This window comes from Ectopseudomonas oleovorans (genome assembly GCF_003052605.1).
GTDB classification, from domain to species: domain Bacteria; phylum Pseudomonadota; class Gammaproteobacteria; order Pseudomonadales; family Pseudomonadaceae; genus Aquipseudomonas; species Aquipseudomonas oleovorans_A.
Map to the genome: position 1 here is coordinate 64,679 of NZ_QASO01000001.1, position 19,915 is coordinate 84,593.

At 66.0% G+C, this 19,915-nt stretch carries 20 protein-coding genes; 14 read left to right on the forward strand and 6 right to left on the reverse strand.

What is annotated here, in order from left to right:
• The 13 genes from DBO86_RS00390 (at position 1) to DBO86_RS00450 (ending at position 13,054) form a co-directional block, all read left to right on the forward strand.
• Positions 1–411 carry a TIGR03750 family conjugal transfer protein gene (locus tag DBO86_RS00390; RefSeq protein ID WP_094226389.1) on the forward strand — a complete coding sequence of 137 codons (411 nt, stop codon included), beginning with the start codon at positions 1–3 and terminating at the stop codon, positions 409–411.
• On the forward strand, positions 408–1,100 hold the full coding sequence (locus tag DBO86_RS00395) for a PFL_4703 family integrating conjugative element protein (protein ID WP_033448786.1): 693 nt from the start codon (positions 408–410) through the stop codon (positions 1,098–1,100). The genes DBO86_RS00390 and DBO86_RS00395 overlap by 4 nt, the downstream gene beginning before the upstream one ends.
• Positions 1,097–2,014: a TIGR03749 family integrating conjugative element protein gene (locus DBO86_RS00400; RefSeq protein ID WP_108232672.1), complete on the forward strand. Its 918-nt coding sequence runs from the start codon at positions 1,097–1,099 to the stop codon at positions 2,012–2,014. Before DBO86_RS00395 ends, DBO86_RS00400 begins: the two co-directional genes overlap by 4 nt.
• Positions 2,004–3,419, forward strand: coding sequence for a TIGR03752 family integrating conjugative element protein (locus DBO86_RS00405; protein ID WP_108232673.1), 1,416 nt, complete (start codon positions 2,004–2,006; stop codon positions 3,417–3,419). The genes DBO86_RS00400 and DBO86_RS00405 overlap by 11 nt, the downstream gene beginning before the upstream one ends.
• Entirely contained in the window at positions 3,400–3,837 is a 438-nt protein-coding gene (locus DBO86_RS00410) for a TIGR03751 family conjugal transfer lipoprotein (RefSeq protein WP_108232691.1), read from the forward strand. Before DBO86_RS00405 ends, DBO86_RS00410 begins: the two co-directional genes overlap by 20 nt.
• The gene (locus DBO86_RS00415) at positions 3,837–6,716 is read left to right on the forward strand and encodes a conjugative transfer ATPase (protein ID WP_108232674.1); all 2,880 of its coding nucleotides are present in this window, start codon (positions 3,837–3,839) and stop codon (positions 6,714–6,716) included. Before DBO86_RS00410 ends, DBO86_RS00415 begins: the two co-directional genes overlap by 1 nt.
• A gap of 13 nt (positions 6,717–6,729) precedes the next feature.
• Positions 6,730–7,515: a DsbA family protein gene (locus DBO86_RS00420; RefSeq protein ID WP_108232675.1), complete on the forward strand. Its 786-nt coding sequence runs from the start codon at positions 6,730–6,732 to the stop codon at positions 7,513–7,515.
• Positions 7,516–7,695: 180 nt separating this feature from the next.
• Positions 7,696–8,190 carry a RadC family protein gene (gene radC / locus DBO86_RS00425; RefSeq protein WP_108232676.1) on the forward strand — a complete coding sequence of 165 codons (495 nt, stop codon included), beginning with the start codon at positions 7,696–7,698 and terminating at the stop codon, positions 8,188–8,190.
• A 162-nt stretch (positions 8,191–8,352) separates the two neighbouring features.
• The gene (locus DBO86_RS00430) at positions 8,353–8,799 is read left to right on the forward strand and encodes a TIGR03757 family integrating conjugative element protein (RefSeq protein WP_108232677.1); all 447 of its coding nucleotides are present in this window, start codon (positions 8,353–8,355) and stop codon (positions 8,797–8,799) included.
• Positions 8,796–9,743 carry a TIGR03756 family integrating conjugative element protein gene (locus DBO86_RS00435; protein WP_108232678.1) on the forward strand — a complete coding sequence of 316 codons (948 nt, stop codon included), beginning with the start codon at positions 8,796–8,798 and terminating at the stop codon, positions 9,741–9,743. Before DBO86_RS00430 ends, DBO86_RS00435 begins: the two co-directional genes overlap by 4 nt.
• Before the next feature lie 9 nt (positions 9,744–9,752).
• The gene (locus DBO86_RS00440) at positions 9,753–11,150 is read left to right on the forward strand and encodes an integrating conjugative element protein (RefSeq protein WP_108232679.1); all 1,398 of its coding nucleotides are present in this window, start codon (positions 9,753–9,755) and stop codon (positions 11,148–11,150) included.
• Complete coding sequence (locus DBO86_RS00445; protein WP_108232680.1) at positions 11,147–11,518, forward strand: hypothetical protein; 372 nt, start codon at positions 11,147–11,149, stop codon at positions 11,516–11,518. The genes DBO86_RS00440 and DBO86_RS00445 overlap by 4 nt, the downstream gene beginning before the upstream one ends.
• A 15-nt stretch (positions 11,519–11,533) precedes the next feature.
• Complete coding sequence (locus tag DBO86_RS00450) at positions 11,534–13,054, forward strand: conjugal transfer protein TraG N-terminal domain-containing protein (protein WP_108232681.1); 1,521 nt, start codon at positions 11,534–11,536, stop codon at positions 13,052–13,054.
• 17 nt (positions 13,055–13,071) lie between these two features.
• On the opposite strand, the gene DBO86_RS00455 is transcribed toward DBO86_RS00450, so the two are convergent.
• The 3 genes from DBO86_RS00455 to DBO86_RS00465 all read right to left on the reverse strand — a co-directional run bounded on the left by DBO86_RS00455 (position 13,072) and on the right by DBO86_RS00465 (position 14,799).
• Positions 13,072–13,443: a DUF3742 family protein gene (locus tag DBO86_RS00455; protein WP_071560039.1), complete on the reverse strand. Its 372-nt coding sequence runs from the start codon at positions 13,441–13,443 to the stop codon at positions 13,072–13,074.
• An 84-nt stretch (positions 13,444–13,527) separates the two neighbouring features.
• The gene (locus DBO86_RS00460; protein WP_108232682.1) at positions 13,528–14,160 is read right to left on the reverse strand and encodes an RES family NAD+ phosphorylase; all 633 of its coding nucleotides are present in this window, start codon (positions 14,158–14,160) and stop codon (positions 13,528–13,530) included.
• Positions 14,161–14,172: 12 nt separating this feature from the next.
• Positions 14,173–14,799 carry an integrase gene (locus DBO86_RS00465; RefSeq protein WP_108232692.1) on the reverse strand — a complete coding sequence of 209 codons (627 nt, stop codon included), beginning with the start codon at positions 14,797–14,799 and terminating at the stop codon, positions 14,173–14,175.
• Between the two features lie 315 nt (positions 14,800–15,114).
• Here DBO86_RS00465 and mobH point away from each other — a divergent pair, with 315 nt between their 5' ends.
• Complete coding sequence (mobH, locus tag DBO86_RS00475) at positions 15,115–16,965, forward strand: MobH family relaxase (RefSeq protein ID WP_108232683.1); 1,851 nt, start codon at positions 15,115–15,117, stop codon at positions 16,963–16,965.
• 57 nt (positions 16,966–17,022) lie between these two features.
• On the opposite strand, the gene DBO86_RS00480 is transcribed toward mobH, so the two are convergent.
• From DBO86_RS00480 to DBO86_RS00490, 3 genes are read right to left on the reverse strand one after another with little or no spacing between them, the layout of a single operon-like run.
• Positions 17,023–18,225, reverse strand: coding sequence for a patatin-like phospholipase family protein (locus DBO86_RS00480; protein ID WP_108232684.1), 1,203 nt, complete (start codon positions 18,223–18,225; stop codon positions 17,023–17,025).
• A 23-nt stretch (positions 18,226–18,248) separates the two neighbouring features.
• Positions 18,249–19,310, reverse strand: coding sequence for a lipid A deacylase LpxR family protein (locus DBO86_RS00485; protein ID WP_108232685.1), 1,062 nt, complete (start codon positions 19,308–19,310; stop codon positions 18,249–18,251).
• A gap of 28 nt (positions 19,311–19,338) precedes the next feature.
• On the reverse strand, positions 19,339–19,893 hold the full coding sequence (locus DBO86_RS00490; protein WP_167399087.1) for an acyloxyacyl hydrolase: 555 nt from the start codon (positions 19,891–19,893) through the stop codon (positions 19,339–19,341).
• Between the last annotated feature and the right edge of the window lie 22 nt (positions 19,894–19,915).

Genomic DNA, 19,915 nt, shown 5'->3' on the forward strand with positions numbered 1-19,915 from the left:
ATGTCCGAGCAGCAGCACGTCCGTGCGGACGGGACGGTCACGTTCCTTCCGCACCGGCTCAACCGCCATCCCGTTGTCGTGCGCGGCCTCACCGCCGACGAACTGTGGATCTGCTGCGGCCTGTCCGGCGCCGCCGGCCTGCTGGTCGGCGCGCCGCTGTCCTGGGTGTTCCGCACGATCGCCATCGCGCCGACGTTCGTCGTCCTGGGCGTGGCCCTGGGCGTCTTCATCGGCGGCGGCATCCTGCGCCGGCTCAAGCGCGGGCGTCCCGATACCTGGCTGTACCGGCAACTGCAATGGCGCATCGCCACGCGCCATCCGCTGATGGCGGGCTGGGTAGGCGGACACGTGCTGATCTCGCGCTCCGGCTTCTGGTCCACCCGAAGGTCCGTTGCAAGGAGCGCACGATGAGCCGCTTCAAGAACGAGATCACCCACCTGCAGGCGCACATCAAGACGCTTCGCCTGGGCGCTGGCGCGCTGGTGATCGTCGCCCTGGTCATGGGCGGCGGCTGGTGGAGCGCGCCGCGCGACCTGACCATCCACGTCCCGCCCGACCTGCGCTCCGGCAGTACCCGCAAGTGGTGGGAAGTGCCGCCCGAATCGGTCTATGCGTTCACGTTCTACGTGTTCCAGACCCTGAACCGCTGGCCGACGAACGGCGAAGAGGACTACGCACGCAACCTCCACACGCTCTCGCCGTACCTCACCCCGTCCTGCCAGGCCTTCCTGCGCGCGGACTACGACTACCGCCGCAGCACGGGCGAGCTGCGCCAGCGCGTGCGCGGCATCTACGAAATCCCCGGCCGCGGCTACGGCGACGACCCCACGGCACGCGTGCGCGTGGTCTCCGACCGCGACTGGGTGGTGACGCTCGACATCACCGCCGACGAGTACTACGGCGCCGAGCAGGTCAAGCGCGCGCTCGTGCGCTACCCGGTGAAAGTCACGCGGGTGGACGTCGATCCCGCCCGCAACCCGTTCGGCCTGGCGCTGGACTGCTACGACGGTGCGCCCCAGCGCATCAGCGCCCCGGAGCCGACGCGCCCGGCACCTGGCGGCCTGTCTCCGCAAGCGCCCCAAGGAGGAAACACCCCATGAAGCATCCTGTACTCGTGCTGCTGGGGCTGCTGGCCGCGGCCGCGGCACCCGTCTCCCATGCTGTGGAGATTCTGCGCTGGGAACGCATGCCGCTCGCGGTGCCGCTGAAGGTGGGCCAGGAGCGCATCGTGTTCATCGACCGGAACGTCCGCGTGGGCGTGCCCGCAGGCGTGGGCGAACGCCTGCGCGTGCAGAGCGCGGGTGGCGCGGTGTACCTGCGCGCCAGCGAGCCGATCGAGCCCACGCGGCTGCAACTGCAGGACGCCGACACGGGCGCGCTGATCCTGCTCGACATCGCGGCCGAGCCGCCCAAGGACGGCGAAGCCGAGCTGGAGCCGGTGCGCATCGTCGAGGGCAGCAGCACCCCGGCGCGCTATGGCGATCAGGCAGGCGGTGCCGATGAGGCCCCAGCACGCGCCCAGGATCAGGCAGGTACGCGGGCAGCGCGGCGCGAGACGCCGGTTTCGGTCGTCCTGACGCGCTTCGCCGCGCAGAACCTCTACGCGCCCCTGCGCACCGTGGAGCCGCTGCCGGGCGTCATGCGGGTGAACCTGCGCCGCGACCTCGACCTGGGCACGCTGATGCCGACGCTGCCGGTGCGCGCGGTCGCGCTCGCGTCGTGGCGTCTGGAAGACCAGTGGGTCACCGCCGTGCGTCTGACCAACAGCAGCGGCGGCTGGGTCACGCTCGACCCGCGCGTGCTGCAAGGCGATTTCCTCACCGCCACCTTCCAGCACGAAGCGCTCGGCCCCCGCGGGACGCCCGAGGACACGACCGTCCTGTACCTGGTGACGCGCGGGCGCGGCCTCGCGCAGTCGCTGCTGCCGGCGATCCACCGCTTCGACCCGGCCGTGCATCTGCCGCAGCCGGACGCGAAAGCCGACGATGGCAAGGAGGCCCGCCATGCGCAGTAACGGCTTGCTCAAGTGGCTGATGATCCCGGTCGCCTTGCTGGTGTTGTTTGTTGCCATCCGGCTGTTCTCCGGTGGAAGCACGTCGGCACCGCCCGCGGCGGATGCAGGCGCCAAGCTCACGCCCGAGGAAATGAAGGCGCTGGGCATCGAAGGCGATACCCCGCGCGACACCGTTGCAACCCTGGTGGCCCAGGTGAAGCAATTGCGCACCGAGCTTCAGACCGCGCTGACCGACAACAAGTCGCAGCGCGAGGAGAACCAGCGGCTACGCCAGCGCGAAAACTCCATCGACCAGCGCATCAATTCGGCCCTCGAATCCGAGCGCTCGAACCTGCGCCGCGACCAGGAACAGGCGGCCAGTGCGCGCCAGCAGACCGAAGGGCTGCTCGCCGACCTGCAGCGGCGTCTGGACAGCATCGGCGGGCGCGGCGGCGGCCATGCCGATCTGCCCGTGGGCCTGGGGCTGCGCGATGGCGACGAGGCCGGCATGGAAGGCGGCATGCGGTGGGTCGAGCCGGACGACGCGAAGACCGAGGGGCGCAACGGCAGTCGTGGCGCGGGCAGCGGCGTGAGCTTCCCGACGAGCTTCGGCTCCGCGCAAAGCACGCTGGAAACGACCGCGGAAACCGTGGCGAACGCCGGCGCACGTGCTGCAGGCGTCAAGAGCGCCACGCCGGTCTATACCGTGCCGACAGACTCGACGCTCATGGGCTCCGTGGCGATGACGGCACTGATTGGGCGGGTGCCGATCGACGGCACCGTGAACGACCCGTATCCCTTTAAAGTCCTGGTCGGCGCCGACAACCTGACCGCCAACGGCATTGACATTCCCGACGTGGCCGGCGCCGTGTTCAGCGGAACCGCATCGGGCGACTGGACGCTCTCGTGCGTGCGCGGCCAGGTGCGCAGCATCACCTTCGTCTTCAACGACGGCACGATCCGCACGATCCCCGAAGACCGCGAAGGCAACCAGCAGAACAACCAGCAACGCGACGGCTTGGGCTGGATCAGCGATCCGCACGGCATCCCCTGCGTCAGCGGCGAGCGGCGCAGCAACGCCCAGCAGTACCTCGGCTCCCAGGCCCTGATCACGGCCGCCGGTGCCGGCGTGGCCTCGCTCATCGAGAGCGACAGCGGCCGCATGTCCTACGTCGGCTCGGACGGCTCCATCGGCACCGTGGGCATCAGCGGCCAGGAAGCGGTCGGACAGATCCTCGCGGGCGGCGTGCGGGACATGTCGGCCTGGGTCAACAAGCTTTACGGCCAGGCGTTCGCCGCCGTCTATGTGCAGCCCGGCGCCAAGGTCGCCGTTCATCTCGAAAAGCCGCTCGCCATCGATCACGACCCCGAAGGTCGCAAGGTCGATCACCGTGCAGGAGAAAGCCATGCGCTCGAACTTGACTAAGGGCCTGGCGCTGGCCCTCGCCGTCGCGGTGCTCGGCGGCTGCGCCACCAGCAAGGAAAAACTGCTGACCCATAGCGACCGCACCATGATGGACATCTGGCAGCAGGAAACAGGCGGCAGCGGTGGCACCGGCCAGGTCGCACGCCGGCAGTTGCTCGACGCGCGCCAGAGCCTGCGCCGGCCGCTGACCGACGCCGACGTGCAGGCCACGCCCGCTGAGCAGATGCGCTACACGCGCACGGCGCGCAACGAGGTCTATCGCCAGTTCCACCGGCTGCCGAATCCCGATCTCGTCATGTACGTGTATCCGCACCTGGCGGGCACCGACCCCGTTCCCGTGCCGGGCTACACGACGGTTTTCCCGCTATACCAGCGCGTGCAATACGCCATGCCGGGCGAGCGCGTGGAGGACTACTGATGCGCTGGAAGCTCCCTTGGCCAAAGCTGGCCGCATCCGGCGCTGGCGGTGACGAGCAGCCGGACGGCTGGCAGCGCCACGTCGAGGCCTTGCGCCAGGCCGGCATCCCCGAACCCGGCGCGGCGGTCCTGGGCCGCAGGCCGGCGACCGTGGCCGACGAGCAAGCGCTGTACGACGTCGCACCGTCGTTCGCGGAACTGCTGCCTTGGGTGGAGTTCCTGCCGCAGTCGAAGTCCATGCTGCTGGAGGATGGGCAGTCGGTCGCTGCCTTCTACGAGCTGGTGCCGCTGGGCACCGAGGGCCGGGAACCCGGCTGGCTCGCGCATGCCCGCGATGCCTTGGAGAACGCGCTCCAGGACTCGTTCGATGAGCTGGACGAAAACCCCTGGGTGCTCCAGCTCTACGCCCAGGACGAGCCCAGCTTCGACCAGTACATACAGACCCTGCGCGACTACGTGCAGCCGCGCGCCCGCGACACCGCGTTCACCGAGTTCTACCTGCGCTTCTTCGGCCACCACCTGCGCGCGGTCGCCAAGCCGGGCGGCCTGTTCGAGGACACGGTGGTCACGCGGCTGCGCTGGCGCGGCCAGACGCGGCGGGTGCGCATGGTGATCTATCGCCGTGCCACCGGGCAGGCAAGCCGCCGCGGCCAGACGCCCGAGCAGATGCTGAACATCGTTTGCGACCGCCTGTGCGGCGGCCTGGCGAACGCCGGCATCCAGGCACGGCGCATAGTCGCAGCCGACGTCCACGACTGGCTGCTGCGCTGGTTCAATCCGCGCCCCGCGATGCTCGGGCCGAGTGCAGAGGACCGGGAGCGCTTCTACGCGCTGGCGCGCTACCCCGACGAGGCCGAGGACGGCGAAATCGAGCTGGCGAGCGGGCGGGATTTCAGCCAGCGGTTGTTCTTCGGTCAGCCACGCTCCGACGTGGAGCACGGCACCTGGTACTTCGACGGCATGCCGCACCGCGTGCTGATCACCGACCGGCTGCGCATGCCGCCCGGCACCGGACACCTGACCGGCGAGACCCGCAAAGGGGATGCCATCAACACGCTGTTCGACCAGATGCCGGAAGACACCTTGCTTTGTCTCACGATGGTCGCCACGCCGCAGGATGTCCTGGAAGCGGATCTCAACCACCTGGCGAAGAAGGCCGTGGGCGAGACGCTGGCGTCGGAGCAGACGTTGAAGGACGTGCAGGAAGCCCGCTCCCTCATCGGCAGCGCGCACAAGCTCTACCGGGGGACGCTGGCGTTCTACCTGCGCGGACGCGACGAAGCCGAACTGGACCGGCGCGGCCTGGACCTGGCGAACGTGATGCTCAACGCCGGCTTGCAGCCGGTGCGCGAGGACGACGAGGTGGCACCGCTCAACAGCTACTTGCGCTGGCTGCCGTGCTGCTACAACCCCGGCCAGGATCGGCGCAGGTGGTACACCCAACTGATGTTCGCGCAGCACATCGCGAACGTGTCGCCGGTGTGGGGCCGCGCCCAGGGCACGGGGCACCCCGGCATCACGATGTTCAACCGTGGTGGCGGCCCGATTACGTTTGACCCCTTGAACAGGTTGGACCGGCAGATGAACGCCCATCTCTTCCTGTTCGGTCCCACCGGCTCGGGCAAGTCCGCGACGCTCAACAACCTCTTGAACCAGATCACGGCGATATACCGCCCGCGGCTGTTCATCGTGGAGGCCGGCAACAGCTTCGGCCTGTTCAGCGATTTCGCCAAGCGCTTGGGTCTCACCGTGAACCGGGTCAAGCTGGCCCCTGGCTCAGGCATCAGCCTCGCGCCGTTCGCCGATGCGCGCCGGCTGATCGAAACGCCGAGCGACATGCAGACGCTCGATGCCGACGCGCTGGACGAGGACCTTCCCCCGGATGCCTCGGCCATGGAGGCGGACGAGCAGCGCGACGTGCTCGGCGAATTGGAGATCACGGCGCGGCTGATGATCACCGGCGGCGAGGACAAGGAAGAAGCCCGGATGACGCGGGCCGACCGCTCGCTGATCCGCCAGTGCATCCTCGACGCCGCCGAGCACTGCCACGGTGGAGGTGGTAGCGAGAAGCGCACGGTGCTCACGCGCGACGTGCGCAACGCGCTGCGCACTCGCGGCCAGGACCCGACGCTGCCCGAGATGCGGCGCGTGCGGCTGCTGGAGATGGCGGACGCGATGGATATGTTCTGCCAAGGCACGGACGGCGAGATGTTCGACCGCGACGGCACACCATGGCCGGAAGCCGACATCACCCTGGTCGATCTGGCGACCTACGCCCGCGAGGGTTACAACGCGCAGCTCTCCATCGCCTACATCAGCCTGATCAGCACGGTGAACAACATCGCCGAACGCGACCAGTATTTGGGGCGCCCGATCATCAATGTGACCGACGAAGGTCACGTGATCACCAAGAATCCGCTGCTCGCGCCCTATGTGGTCAAGATCACGAAGATGTGGCGCAAGTTGGGGGCCTGGTTCTGGCTTGCTACGCAAAATATCGACGATCTGCCGCGCGCCGCAGAGCCCATGTTGAACATGATCGAGTGGTGGATCTGTCTCAGCATGCCGCCCGATGAAGTCGAGAAGATCGCGCGGTTCCGCGAACTCTCGCCCGCGCAGAAGGCGCTGATGCTTTCGGCGCGCAAAGAGGCGGGGAAATTCACCGAGGGCGTCATTCTCTCCAAGAGCATGGAAGTGCTGTTCCGTGCCGTGCCGCCGAGCCTGTACCTCGCCCTCGCACAGACAGAACCCGAGGAGAAGGCCGAACGCTACCAGCTCATGCAGCAATACGGCTGCACCGAACTGGAGGCGGCCTTCCGGGTCGCCGAGAAGATCGACCAGGCGCGCGGCATCGAGTCGCCGGCCCTGGAACTGTCGTAAGCCGGAGAACGCCATGGAACCGAAACGTCCTTCCATCCCGATGCAGGTCCAGGCGTTCCGCCGCCGCACTCGGCGGCCTCGCTGGCCCTGGGTATTGGCTGCTGCACTGGTCGCGCTGCTGCTGATCTGGCTGGTGTTCCGGTCGCCCGGCGAATCCCCGCCGCAGCCGCCCGCGCCGGCCAGCATGACGCAGCCTTCCGGGCCGCCCTGGCAGATGGGCAATCCGGAGGGCCGCTTCACGCTGACGCTCTATGCCGACCTGGAATGCCCGTTCTGCCGGGAGTACTTCCCGCAGCTCAAGCGCTGGGTCGGCAACAACACCGACGTGGCGCTGCAATGGCACCACCAGCCGCTGGCCGCGCACGAGCCGGCCGCGTCGGCCGAGGCTCGTCTGGCCGAGTGCGCCGCTGAAGCTGGCGGGCATGCTGCGTTCTGGCAAGCCGTCGAATGGGTCTATGCCCACACGCGCAGCGACGGCCAGGGCTTGCCCGATGGCTTGCGTTACCCCGAAACAACGTCAGCCATCGAGCAGTGCATGGCGAGCGAGCGGCCCAACGCGGCCATCCGCGCCCAGGCCGCAGAAGCCACCAAGAGCGGCGTGACCGCCACACCGTCGCTGCGGCTGCTCGATCGCCAGACGGGCCAGGCCATCCTGCTGCAGGGGCCTATCGAGGGCGATGCCTTGCTGTCGGCCATGGACATGCTGGCGGCTGGGGGCATGGCCAGCGACGCGGCGGCTTCACCCGCCACCGCCACATCCGAAATGCCTGCCGACGTTGTCGGTGACATGCCCAGGTAGCCCTCGGTCTTGGAGGCTACGGCGCGGCTTGCCGCGCTGACCGCGACCCGTTCGCTTCGCATCCTGGCTGCGAACAATCACCGCTGCGCGGTGGTGGATGCACCTTGTTCCGCTGTTTCATCCCCAGGAGGGCTTGCCCTCCCAGGGCGGCGTCCTCCGTTCACATTCTGGAGGTTCGCCATGTCTCTCGTCGTCAACGACTCCTGCGTGGAGCCACGTTTTTCCCCTGCGTCCCAATCCGATGACTGGATCATCCGGCAAGCGATCGTGCTGCTGGAGCAGCGGGTCTTCAAGAAGGGGCCATCCCTGGATCAGCCTGCGGCCGTCAAGGACTACCTGCGCCTGAAACTGGCCGCCGAGCCGAACGAAATCTTCGCCGTCGTGTTTCTCAACAGCATGCACGAGGTGCTGGCCTATGAGCCGATGTTCAAGGGTACGGTCCATTCGACCACGGTGCATGCGCGCCCAATCGTGCAGCGCGCCCTGGAACTTAACGCCGCTGCGGTCATTTTTTCGCACCAACACCCTTCGGGCTGCACGGAGCCGTCAAGCGCGGACCGCGCGTTGACCCAGACGCTGAAGACCGCGCTGGCGCTGATCGACGTGAGGGTGCTGGATCACCTCATCGTCGGCCAGGGCACGCCGTACTCGTTCGCGGAATCCGGCCTGCTGTAGCGACGGCATCGGCTTGCTAATCCAAGTGGAGGCTTCGGCCTCCGCTTTTTCATTGGCGCGAGACAAGCAGGTATGCGGGCAGTGCGCGATGCGCATTGTTTGTTGGGGCCGCGTCGGCTTCGCGTTTGACTACGGCTCTGATCAACTTCAAGGGCACGCGACATGCCAGCACCTCTTTCCAGGTTCGCGCCGGGCTGGGGAACCCTCGGCCTGGCCGTAGCGCTGCCGGCAGCCCTGGCCGTTTTCAGCCCGGCCACCTTCGCCGCCGACGTGGTGGTCGTCACCGACAGCCGCCACCCGGTCAAGACCATGGGTGGCGAGCGGCTGATCGAGCTGGACGAAGCCCACAGGATTGAAGCGGAGCTTTCCGTGGGACTGCCCACCGACCCCGAACAGGCGATGGCCATCGTCAAGCGCCGGTTGAATGGCGGCGGTGCCGATCTACAGCGACGCATTGCTTCTGCATACCAAGGCGTCACCGACGCATGGAGCCTCGGCATCACCAGCCTCCCGGCCGTCGTTGTGGACCAGCGCTACGTGGTCTATGGCGAGCCGGACGTGGCTCGCGCCGTCGCGCGCATCGAGCAGCACCGGAGGGCGCAGCCGTGATCCGTCCATTCGACCTGTTGCGCCGCCTGCGCGTTGCCGTGGCCTCGCTGCTGCTGTTCAGTGCCACCGGCAGCTACGCCCTCAACACCGCCACCATCGTCGGCTCGGTGGCGTCGCCCGACTGCCTCGAATACCGCGTCGTCGGCATCTGCTATTGGCTCTACTGCACCTGGACGGGCTGCACGGTGCGCACGTCGATCAAGGTGCGCCACTACATCCCCGATGCAGTGGTGTCGTCGTACTCGAATACCGGCGAAAACCCCTGGATCGAAGTCCGGGCAATGAGCACGCCCAATCCGTCCGCTCATGCAGGCGGCGACGGGACGACGAACGAGGACCACGAAAACAACCTCGCGAAATTCAAGAACGCGGATGTCATCGGCCACCCCGGCGCCGAGGTGTTCAACCAGTTCGTCTCGTCCTCGGGCTACTTCTGCGAGGGCGCGGGCACGGCGTTCATGCCGTATCTGCTCAGCACCCTGGATACGCTGGCCTGGCGCTACAACGTGCCCGAGATGGCCTACCCGGAAGCGCTGATTCCGGGCCGGCGCGAGGTTGGCGCACGCACCACGATGAACCTTTGGGGCAACGTGTATCCCCGCGGCGGCTTCCTGCACCAAACCGACGACTTCAAGGCCGGCGCAGTGGTGGCCCAGCGTGCGGGCGATGTCGTCACGCGCCGCGGGCAGATCCACGTCTATCAGCCGTTGCTTGCCAACTCCCGCGACGGCTACTGGCCGGCCGGCGCGCTGATGGAAGGCGATGCCTCCACCGGCAAGTGGCAAGAACTCACGCCCGTCCTGTCCTCGTCCTGCACGGTTTTCCCGCGCAGCGGCTTCCTTACCCAGGCGCAGCAAGGCGACTACGCATGGGCGCTGTGGCGGCCGTATGCCTGCTGCGAGCGCCGGGGCCAGGTTTTCCTGGGCAGCGTCGATTTCCTCTGAGGTGGTGCCATGAAGTTCCGTCCTGCATTCAATCCGTTCTCCCGCCGGGCACGCCGCACGGAGATCGTCCTGGCGCTGGCCGGCGCGCTCGCGCTGGGCAGCGGCGTGGCCTGGGGTCAACTGGGATACCAGACCAGCGGCAGCGTCATCGGCGATGACGTCATGTACTCGATTGGCGGCGGCAACGCCGTGTCGATGGGACGTGCGGCCGGCATGCGCTCCATCGGCGTCGGCGTGGGCTGGAACAGCAACTTGATCTGCGGTGACATGAGCATCCAGACCACGTTGAGGAATCAACTCAATGGCATCACCAACGGTTTTCAGCAGATCATGAGCAACGTCATTCAGAGCGCCACGAGCGCCGTGGCATCTCTGCCCGCGTTGATCATCCAGCGGGCCGATCCCGGTCTGTACAACCTGCTCACCAATGGCGTGCTGCAGGCGCGACTCGATTTCGACCGCAGCAAGCTGACGTGCCGTGCCATGGCCGAGAAGATGGCCGAAACGGCGGGCGGCCAGCTCGGCTGGAGCCAGATGGCCGAAGGCCTGGCGCTGCGCGATGCCGTGTCGAGCACGGATGCAGTCTCGGCCATCGAGCAGGCCGAAACACGCCGCGGCAATGACGGCGTGCCGTGGGTCGGGGGCAGCAACGCGGGCGGCTCCGGACAGCCCGCAATCAGGGTCGTTGGCGATGTCACCCGCGCCGGCTACAACCTGGTCAACGGCCGCGGCGTGACCGACACCTCGTCCATCGCGCCGTCCAGTTGCGGCAGCCTCTCATGCCAGACCTGGACCTCGCCGCAGGCCGCCGTCGAGTGGGCTACGCGCGTGCTCGGCGAGAAGGAGCAGCGCACGTGCGATGCCTGCACCAAGACCGAGACGACGCCCGGCGTCGGGCTCACGCCGCTGATCCAGGAAGAGTACGACACCAAGCTGCAAGCGCTCCAGGATCTTGTCTCCAAGGCGAAGAACACGACGCCAGAGAACCTGCGCGAGGCCGGCAGCGCGTCGCTGCCCATCACGCGCGGCGTGATCGAGGCGCTGCGCGACGAGCCCGACCAGCACCTGCTGTCGCAGCGCCTGGCGTCCGAGGTCGCGCTGGCGTCCGTGCTGGAGAAGGCGCTGCTGCTGCAGCGCACGCTGCTCACGGGGAAGAAGGAGCCCAACGTCGCGGCCAACGAGCTTGCCGTTGAGGCGGTGAACCACGAGAGCGACACGCTCGACCGCGAGATTCGCAACCTCAAGACCGAACTGGAGCTGCGGCGCGAGCTGGCGAACAACTCGCCCATGGCGATCATCCAGCGCCACGGCACGCGCGCGGCCGGCTCGCGCGGCATCTACGAGGGCGATCCTGTGCCGGATCGTCTCGACCAGCTCCAGAAGGGCAATCCGGGGAGTCGGCCATGAGCCCGGCGCGCATGGCCTGGCGGCCGCTGCGCTGGTTGTTCAGCCGGCGCGCGACGAAGACGCTGCTGTGGCTGGTGCTGATCGTTGCCGCTGCCGTGGGGGCCAACGTCGCGGGCATCTACCTGGTCGGCAGCGTTGCAGGCTGGGAACGGTGGCTGGCGGCCTCCGCAGGGTATTTCTTCATCTGGCGGCTGTGCGTGTACGCGGCAACGGCCTATGGATGGTTCTGGATGCGCCGCCGGGTGCTGGCCCGCGAAGACCAAAGCGGGACGGGTGGGGAGGCGCGGCGCCGGCTGATCCGCACCGAGGTCGCCGGCGTCGTCGCCATCGTCGCGCTGGAAGCCAGCCTGTTGATGCAGGCCGCTTGAGGGGAGATCGGGGCCATGACGCTCTTCACGACCGACTATCTGGAGTACTACCTCACCCTCGTGTCCTGGATCGTCAACAACGGCATCTGGGCCGTGCTGGTGTCCAGCGGGGTGTTCGCGCTGCCTTTCGTTGCCATCGTCGTGCAGGAGTGGCTAAAGGCCCGTGCGGAAGGCGCTGACGAGGGCAACAAGGGGGTGCTCTCTGCCGCGCGCATCGAGAACCGGGTCTTCGTTGCGATCGTGGTGGTGATGTTCGCGGGCATTCCGTTCATCGACGTGGACCTCAGCACCATCCAGTACGACGGTTCGCGCTCGGCCCAGTGCCAGGTCAGCGTGCCGCAGCCCGCGGAAACCGGCTGGTCGCAGTCTTTCAGCACCATCAACAACCAGTCGGCAAAGGTGCCGGTCTGGTGGGCCTTCATGCACGCACTCTCGCGCGCTGTCACGAGCGCCTCGGTAGCGGCGATCCCGTGCGGTACGGACCTGCGACAGATGAGGATGGAGATCGACGCGACCCGCATTGACGACCCGGTACTGGCTCAGGAGGTCGCGGACTTCTCCCGGGATTGCTATGGGCCTGCGCGGGCCAAACTGTTCATGCAGCGCCCGGATCTCGATGAGCAGCAGATGCACGACGTGACCTGGATCGGCTCGCGCTTTTTCACGGACACGGGTGGCTACTACGACAGCTATCGCTCCAGCACGGCGCGCGAGGGCTGGCCCTACGACGACACCCGCGATGCTGGCCTCGCTCAGGTTGCCAATGGCGGCGGCTACCCGACTTGCAGGCAGTGGTGGTCAGACGGCAGCAACGGCCTGCGGGCACGCCTGCTGGGTCAGGTGGACCCGAGCCTGCTGAATCGCCTGGCGGGCTGGGCCGGGTTCCTCAGCCGGGCCGAGGTGGACGACTCGGTGATCCGCGCCATTGCTTCCCCGCGGCAGCAGAAGTTGAACCAGGGCAGCATCTATACGGACTACGGCGGCCAGATCGACAAGACCCTGCCGAACATCGTGACGCGCGCCACAGGCGACGTCGGGATGGCAGTAGGCGCGATTGCCGCGTTTCCCGCCATGGACGTTGTGAGACAGTCTCTGCCCATGGTCCTGGCCTTGCTCAAGATGGCGCTGGTCATCTGTATTCCGCTCGTGCTGGTCATCGGCACTTATGATCTAAAGACGGTCATCACCGTCAGCGTCGTGCAGTTCGCGCTATTCTTCGTGGACTTCTGGTTCCAGCTCGCCCGCTGGATCGATAGCACCATCCTCGATGCGCTTTACGGCTGGGGCTTCGGGTGGAACCGGCCGCACACCAACTTCGACCCGCTGGTGGGATTGAACAATGCCTTTGGCGACATGCTTCTGATGTTCGTCATGGGCACCATGTTCATCGTCCTGCCTACGTTCTGGATTGGCGCACTCACCTGGGTCGGTGTACGTGCCGGTGCGATCGCCAACACCTTCGCCACTGCCACAAAGGATGCAGGAAGTGCTGGCGGCAAAGGAGCAGGTGCTGTCTCAGGCGGCAAGCTCAAATGATCGAATGACCTTCGGCGTCAGTCGTCCTGGTACATCTCGTGGGATGTATCGTTGTACAGGTTGGGATCGTAGCCAGGCGTGGCCCGCAGTTCCTCAATGGTTGGGTACTGCAGTTCAAACCCTTCTTCATCGGAATGGTGCTGATTCATAGCCCATCCTGCCACCACCACTCCCAGCAGCACGAGTGCGAACCAGAAAGCAACGTAGAGCAACACGCCGAGCAGAGCCAGCTTGCAGACCCACACAAATGCAGTAGCACCAGTTCGCGGCGCGCCCTTGGATACCAACCAGTTCGACGCCCGCAGTTCGCCACGCGCATAGGCACGCCATCCGCGGCCAAAGGCGCGGCCGAGGCGTTCTGCAGTGCTGGTGCGGGTCGTGGTGTTCATGGTCGTCTCCTGCTGTTGAGGAATGCCTATTCCAGTTTGCTCCAATTCATTCGGTTTGAGGCTTCAATGCGCTTTCTTGCTGCTTCAGGACGCTTCATCCTCCGGCTCCACCGGGCCGGGATCGGGTGCCACGCCGATGCGGTAGGTGGCAACGAACCGCGGCCAGTCCACATGGTCAACCAGGTCGATGTCCTCGACAACGCTGATCTTGGCTCCCGCACGCTCGAACAGGGCGATGCTCTTGGCGGGATAGTTGTTGCGCGACGGGTAGAGCACCCCGTCGAACAGGGGCTGGCCGTCGTTTCCAAGCATCGCATGCACCTGGGCGGACACCTGCTGCGTGTGCGTGTAGTCGCGGCTGGCCAACTGCTCCAGATTCAGGCCGAAGTAGCCCGCCATGACGCCCGGCGCCGTGAGGTCGGCCAGGAGCACGTCGTCCAGTACGCCTACTGCGCGCACCATCCGGGCGTGGACCTCCTTCAGGGCGATGGAGCGCCTCGTGTCTTCAAGCCATTGATGCTTGTGGAACACCGACTCCATCAGCGCCGTGGGCAAGTCGCGCCCCAAGTAGAGCACGCCGTAGGCCCCTGCCGGGTCATCGTAGCGATTCGTGCTGCTGCGGCCATAGTACAGCGGGCTGCCCCGATAGACGACGCGGCTCACATGCTGGAGCAGTTCACCGGCATCGATCAGGAACGAAGGCAGCTCGTGGCTCATGGCGATCTCGCTTCAATGCACCTGGACGCCCAGCACGTTGAACACGGCCTCGGCCACGTCATCGATCGTGCCATGCGTCACCGCATCCACCGGCGAGCGACCACCCAAGCCTTCGAGCGGTTCGGACAGCGCGCGGTAGATCGTCCAGTGGTCGATGCCCTCGACCTCCTGGAGCACGGTTTGGGTCAACTGCTGCTTCACCGGGTCGAGCTGCCAGTCGGGCAGCTTCTGGCCGCGCGGCCCCACGTTCAGCGCCAGCAGCCGACGGGCGAGGATGTCCTTGTAGATTTGCTGGCGCGACTTGTCCGCCAGCTTGGCGAATTCGGCAGGCGGCAGGTTGTCCGGCTGGTTGAAGGCTTCCAGCAGCGCGGCGCGGCCTCTCTGGACGTCGGTTTCAGCCGGTGCCCAGCGCGTGTCGGCGCGCAGCGCGGCCGCCTTGCGCTGCAAGGCCTGCGCCACCGTTTCACCTTCCAGGTTGGCGGGCAGCTTCACCGCCTCCACGCGCTCGTGGATGAACGCCTGCAACTCGGCCGCGAACGCCGGAGCATCCCGGATTTCGACGGTATCCGCGAAGCGGCGCACATCCTCCACCGTGACGCGCGGTAGACGGTCGGCAATGAATTCGATGGCAGTGGGCATGATCATCTCCCAGGTAGGTTTGAGACAGGATTCACTCTAGTCGTCTTTGTCGCCCTTGTCAACTTTGTCGCCTAAGTGAAAACCTACCTGGCGGGGTAGCGTCTTGGGAGCATAGGCCGGGGCCAGCGCCGGGTAGCCGTCCAATCCATTAATGCGGGTTCCCCATTGACGCTGGAGCCGCAGCCCAGGCCCCGCTATACCGAAACGGTTAAAGGCCAAAGGGTCGAAACGGCAAGGGAATGGGGTGCAAGGGGAAAGGCCCTACCTCGAAAAGGCCAAAAGGCCTCCCGCCCGGCCCGCCATCAGGACACCGACATGCTCTCCCTGTTCCAGCGAAAACGGCCCCCGGTCGCTGCCGCGCCGTCGCCAGCACCCGCCACCGACCTCCCGAAAGGGTTGATGCGGCCGGAGTCGGCCGCATCGCTGCTGGCCACCCCGCGCCGGCAGAAGCTGATGGAACACATCTGGCAGCGCACCTCGCTCTCGCGCAGGCAGTTCGCCACCCTCTACCGCGCGCCACTGGAGCGCTACGCCGAGCTGGTCCAGGTCTTCCCGGCCTCCGAAGCGCACCACCACGCATACCCGGGCGGCATGCTCGACCATGGCCTGGAAATCGTCGCCTACAGCCTGAAGCTGCGACAGTCCCATCTGCTGCCCATCGGCGCCAGCCCCGAAGACCAGGCGGCGCAGGCCGAAGCCTGGACCGCGGCCGTCGCCTATGCCGCGCTGCTCCATGACATCGGCAAGGTGGCGGTCGATCTGCACGTCGAGCTGGCCGACGGCAGCACCTGGCACCCGTGGCACGGCCCCCTGCGTCAGCCGTACCGCTTCCGCTACAACCCCGACCGCGAGTACCGGCTCCACAGCGCCGCAACAGGCTTGCTCTACCGGCAACTGCTCGACCGCGATCTGCTGGACTGGCTCAGCGGCTATCCGTATCTCTGGGCGCCGCTGCTCTACGTCCTGGCCGGGCAGTACGAGCACGCCGGGGTGCTGGGCGAGCTGGTCGTGCAGGCCGATCGCGCCTCCGTCGCCCAGGAGCTGGGCGGCGATCCCGCGCGCGCCATGGCCGCGCCCAAGCACGCGCTGCAGCGCAAGCTGCTCGACGGGCTGCGCTACCTGCTCAAGGAAGAGTTGCGCCTGAACCAGGCGGAAGCCTCGGATGGCTGGCTCACGGATGATGCGCTGTGGCTGGTGAGCAAGACGGTCTCGGACAAGCTCCGCGCGCACCTGCTGTCCCAGGGCGTCGATGGCATCCCTGCGAACAACACCGCGGTGTTCAACGTTCTCCAGGACCACGGCATGTTGCAGCCGACGCCCGATGGCAAGGCGATCTGGCGCGCGACCGTGACCAGCTCCATCGGCTGGTCCCACTCGTTCACCCTGTTACGGCTGGCACCTGCGCTGATTTGGGAGCCTAGCGAGCGGCCGGCACCGTTCGCCGGGACGGTGGCGATCGACACGACGCCGGCCGACAAAGATGCCGATGCTTCGGTGCAATCGCCGGCAATCGCGGCAATGCCTCCTGCCGAAGATCAGCAGTCCGCTCCGTGGACGGACGCCAGCGACGGCGCTGCCACGCTTCAACCGACCGCTGCCCAGGCCGTGCCCGATGTCATGGAAGACATGCTCGCGATGGTGGGAATGGGTGATTCGCCTGCCGTACGGCACGATGCAGAAGCCGCCTCGGGCAAAGCGCCTGCCGCAGGCCTCGAAACTCTTGCACCGCCCCTAGCTAACGCTTTGCCTCCGTCACCGGCGCCCGCGCTCACAGCCGCGCAGCCATCGGGCGAACACTTCATGGCATGGCTGCAACAGGGCGTCGCCTCGCGGCGGCTCATCATCAACGACGCCAAGGCGCTCGTGCACACTGTGGGCGACACCGCGTACCTGGTCAGCCCCGGCGTCTTCCAGCGCTACGCGCAGGAGCACCCGCAAGTTGGCACGCTGGCGAAGCAGGAAAGCCAGCAGGATTGGCAGTGGGTTCAGAAGCGCTTCGAGAAGCTGGGCTTGCACCGAAAGCACTCCAATGGGCTGAACATTTGGACCTGCGAAGTCACCGGCCCGAGGAAAACGCGGCGCTTGCATGGCTATTTGCTCGAAGAGCCGTCTCGGCTGCTACATGACGTCCCTCCTAACAATCCCTACTTGTCTCTCCACCATTGAAAGTGGTCTGCCAGCGCTGTTCCTGAAGGTATCTCGCCCAGGAGTGAAGCGCACGCCTCAAAGCCACCTGAAGAAATCACAGACTGCCTGCCGTTGTGCCAACGTGTCGCGCTCACCCAGCGCCATTACCTCCTGGGTGAAAGGAGCCTCGAACAACAGGTAGCTCGCCAGAGCGGAACCGCTCAGGTCACTGCTCGCGCTGGACGAACCCACGCCGCGCAACAGCGCGCGCACCGTTCGCGGCAGGTGCTTCTGGTGCCGAGCCGCGATGTCGTCAATGCGCTCGCTTGGCGCGATCACCAGCGCCTTCACCGACCGCAGTGAGGTGGCCAGGCGCTGCCCCAGCGTCATCATTTCCAGGGTACGGTTGACACGCTCCATACGCTCGATGTCCACCGCGAGCGAATCGAGAAAGACGTTCGACAGCACGTGCCCACCAACTTGAGCCAGTGTCGGGTAACCGCCATCACGCACGATTCGCCCACGCGGTTCATGCAGCCGACCGACACCAACGATGAGCATACGCTGCGCACCGAGATGGATCGCCGGCGAGATCGGTGAGGTTTGCCGCATCGAGCCGTCGCCGTACCAGCCGGCGTGCTCCGCATGCTCGATACGCTGTGCTGGAAATACGAAGGGGATCGCCGCCGAAGCGAGCAGGTGCTCCAGCCCCAGTCGCATGGGTACGGCCAGCCGCTGCGAGCGTTCGTAGCCCGTCATGTCGCCGGTGGCCTCAAAGAAGGTGAGGTGTTCGCCGCTGGTGTAGCTGGACGCGCCTAGCGCCAGCGCGTGCAGATGACGCTCGGCCAGCATGCGCGGTAGCAGTTCCAGCGGCGCCCAATGTCGCAGCAGTTCGGCCAAAGGTTCATTGTCCAGCAGCGAACGTGGCCCTTCTTTGCGCCAGCGCGCCAACATCCAGCCTACCGAAATCGCGCTCAGCCACTGTGCACCGCTGCGGGCGATACCAAGCGCATCGGTGCGATACACCTGATCAGCGCGAAAGTTTCGCCAAACTGCGGCGATTGTCTCCACGCCCGCATCAAAGGAGTCTGCTCGGCAGGCTAAAGCGGCGGCATTGATTGCGCCTGCCGAAGTGCCACATAGGATGCCAAATGGGTTGGGCGCGCCGTCGCCCAGACGTTCGCGACGCAACTTCACCAGGCCCTGCAACACGCCAACCTGGTAGGCGGCGCGCGCACCGCCTCCGGACAGAACCAGCGCCGTCTTTTCAACGCTAGTGACTGGCTTAATGTGTGCCATCGCAGGCCCCCATGGACACTGACTCACTCATAGACGAGCATGATGCTGGCGTAGTTGACCGACGGCGGGTTCGGCATGTCAGGCGCGGAAAACTCGGCACCGCGCCATGCCATCAGATATGTGATCGTCCATCGGCCCATGCCGTAACTGAAGCCTGTGCGCAACTCGCCAACCAGGTGCTTGGAACGGACGTGGGAAGCGCCTCGGCGTGGCCGCCCGTCGATCACTTCGTTCCAGGCCAATGCCCTGATATCGACGCCTATAAAGCCGAAGTAGCGCGCCGCATTGGAGGCACGCTGACAGCCTCCCACCTCGGACACGCGAAGAATGTGGCTGACAACGCCTGGCGTCGCAATCTCACAGCCGAAGCTGCCATACCGCAAGGTAGCCCCAGCATGCGCATAGCCTTGAAGCGTGCCCAGCATGCCGCCGGCGTGCGCGACAAAATCGGCATGGTCATCGCCCCAGCGTCTGCGCTCTAGAACACGAATCGCGGCCGCAACGCGGTTGTGAATCTGGTTGTCCCAGCCCTTGGGACTGTCAGACCCCGTAACACGATGAACCCGCTCCTGCGCCTGACGCGCCAGCGAAGCATCGCCGACGAAACCGACGCCCATTTCGATACGCCTTGCCGCCAGTGCATCCCCACGCCGACCAATAGCCTCCCAACTGCGCCCTACGTACAAGACCCCTGCCCAAGGCCGATCATCGGGTTGCGGCTCCGCAACCTGAATGGATGCTGGCGTGTAGATTTCCTGAGCGATAAACCAGGAATGCAGCCCGTGTCCGCCAGCATCGACGGTCACACACGGATCGCCGATTCCCGAACCTGCGATCCTGTCAACCAATTCGTCGATCGGCGTCGAATGCCGTAACAACTTGCCAAAAGTCTCAATTCGAATCCCGCTGGTATAGCCCCCGTCGATGTTGCGAGAGGTCATCAGGTCGTTGTCGAACCTCACAAGATGGGCCTGCGTACCAACCGCACACATGCTGAACGCCTCAGCGGGCAGGGAACAAAGAACCGCCGCCGCAATAACGACGATGGCCCAAGCAGTTCGGCGTCGGAGCGAATTCAAGGGCATCGGCCTGAACTAATGGTGACCATCGCGTTCACCATGGGAGAGAGAGACGCAAGAACATGAAGTTCTCACCCGGGTTTGGCTTCTTGATGCCGGCATTCGAGAAATGCTGTACACGCAAGGAAACCTCATAGGCCTTTTCAGGCCCAAAGCGGTAGCCCACTGCCAGCACTTCCGTGAACTGGAAGGCCGTGCTGAATCGACGCTCCCCTGAGTTGTAGAGGCCGTCCGTTACGCTTCCTCCTAGGCCTGCCTCAAAGAACCAAGGAGATTGCGGCCCTGCGGGCTGGTAACGCCAAGCGATCAGGGCCCCAAGCTGGGAATAGCCGCCTGTTGTGTTATCAGCATGGTGCGACCTCCAATGGCTGCCCCATAGATCCCAATGCAAGGTCAGCGGACCCGCATCGCGCCCGATGCCTTTCAAGAGGTTGGAAGGCACCATCACGCCCACGTTCATTGCATGCGTGGCATCGCCCTGCAGAGAAGTTGCGCCAGCCTGTACGTACATCTTCGCGTCGGCAAAACGACCTTGAGCTGCCGACACGGATGGCAGAGCACCCAGAGCCAAGCCCAACAGAATGCACATACCGCGCCCTGCGGCCATAACG

Coding starts and splice junctions, on each gene's coding strand:
- DBO86_RS00390 (WP_094226389.1), top strand. CDS start 1: ATGTCCGAGCAGCAGCACGTCCGTGCGGACGGGACGGTCACGTTCCTT.
- DBO86_RS00395 (WP_033448786.1), top strand. CDS start 408: ATGAGCCGCTTCAAGAACGAGATCACCCACCTGCAGGCGCACATCAAG.
- DBO86_RS00400 (WP_108232672.1), top strand. CDS start 1,097: ATGAAGCATCCTGTACTCGTGCTGCTGGGGCTGCTGGCCGCGGCCGCG.
- DBO86_RS00405 (WP_108232673.1), top strand. CDS start 2,004: ATGCGCAGTAACGGCTTGCTCAAGTGGCTGATGATCCCGGTCGCCTTG.
- DBO86_RS00410 (WP_108232691.1), top strand. CDS start 3,400: ATGCGCTCGAACTTGACTAAGGGCCTGGCGCTGGCCCTCGCCGTCGCG.
- DBO86_RS00415 (WP_108232674.1), top strand. CDS start 3,837: ATGCGCTGGAAGCTCCCTTGGCCAAAGCTGGCCGCATCCGGCGCTGGC.
- DBO86_RS00420 (WP_108232675.1), top strand. CDS start 6,730: ATGGAACCGAAACGTCCTTCCATCCCGATGCAGGTCCAGGCGTTCCGC.
- radC (WP_108232676.1), top strand. CDS start 7,696: ATGTCTCTCGTCGTCAACGACTCCTGCGTGGAGCCACGTTTTTCCCCT.
- DBO86_RS00430 (WP_108232677.1), top strand. CDS start 8,353: ATGCCAGCACCTCTTTCCAGGTTCGCGCCGGGCTGGGGAACCCTCGGC.
- DBO86_RS00440 (WP_108232679.1), top strand. CDS start 9,753: ATGAAGTTCCGTCCTGCATTCAATCCGTTCTCCCGCCGGGCACGCCGC.
- DBO86_RS00445 (WP_108232680.1), top strand. CDS start 11,147: ATGAGCCCGGCGCGCATGGCCTGGCGGCCGCTGCGCTGGTTGTTCAGC.
- DBO86_RS00450 (WP_108232681.1), top strand. CDS start 11,534: ATGACGCTCTTCACGACCGACTATCTGGAGTACTACCTCACCCTCGTG.
- DBO86_RS00455 (WP_071560039.1), bottom strand. CDS start 13,443: ATGAACACCACGACCCGCACCAGCACTGCAGAACGCCTCGGCCGCGCC.
- DBO86_RS00460 (WP_108232682.1), bottom strand. CDS start 14,160: ATGAGCCACGAGCTGCCTTCGTTCCTGATCGATGCCGGTGAACTGCTC.
- DBO86_RS00465 (WP_108232692.1), bottom strand. CDS start 14,799: ATGCCCACTGCCATCGAATTCATTGCCGACCGTCTACCGCGCGTCACG.
- mobH (WP_108232683.1), top strand. CDS start 15,115: ATGCTCTCCCTGTTCCAGCGAAAACGGCCCCCGGTCGCTGCCGCGCCG.
- DBO86_RS00480 (WP_108232684.1), bottom strand. CDS start 18,225: ATGGCACACATTAAGCCAGTCACTAGCGTTGAAAAGACGGCGCTGGTT.
- DBO86_RS00485 (WP_108232685.1), bottom strand. CDS start 19,310: ATGCCCTTGAATTCGCTCCGACGCCGAACTGCTTGGGCCATCGTCGTT.
- DBO86_RS00490 (WP_167399087.1), bottom strand. CDS start 19,893: ATGTGCATTCTGTTGGGCTTGGCTCTGGGTGCTCTGCCATCCGTGTCG.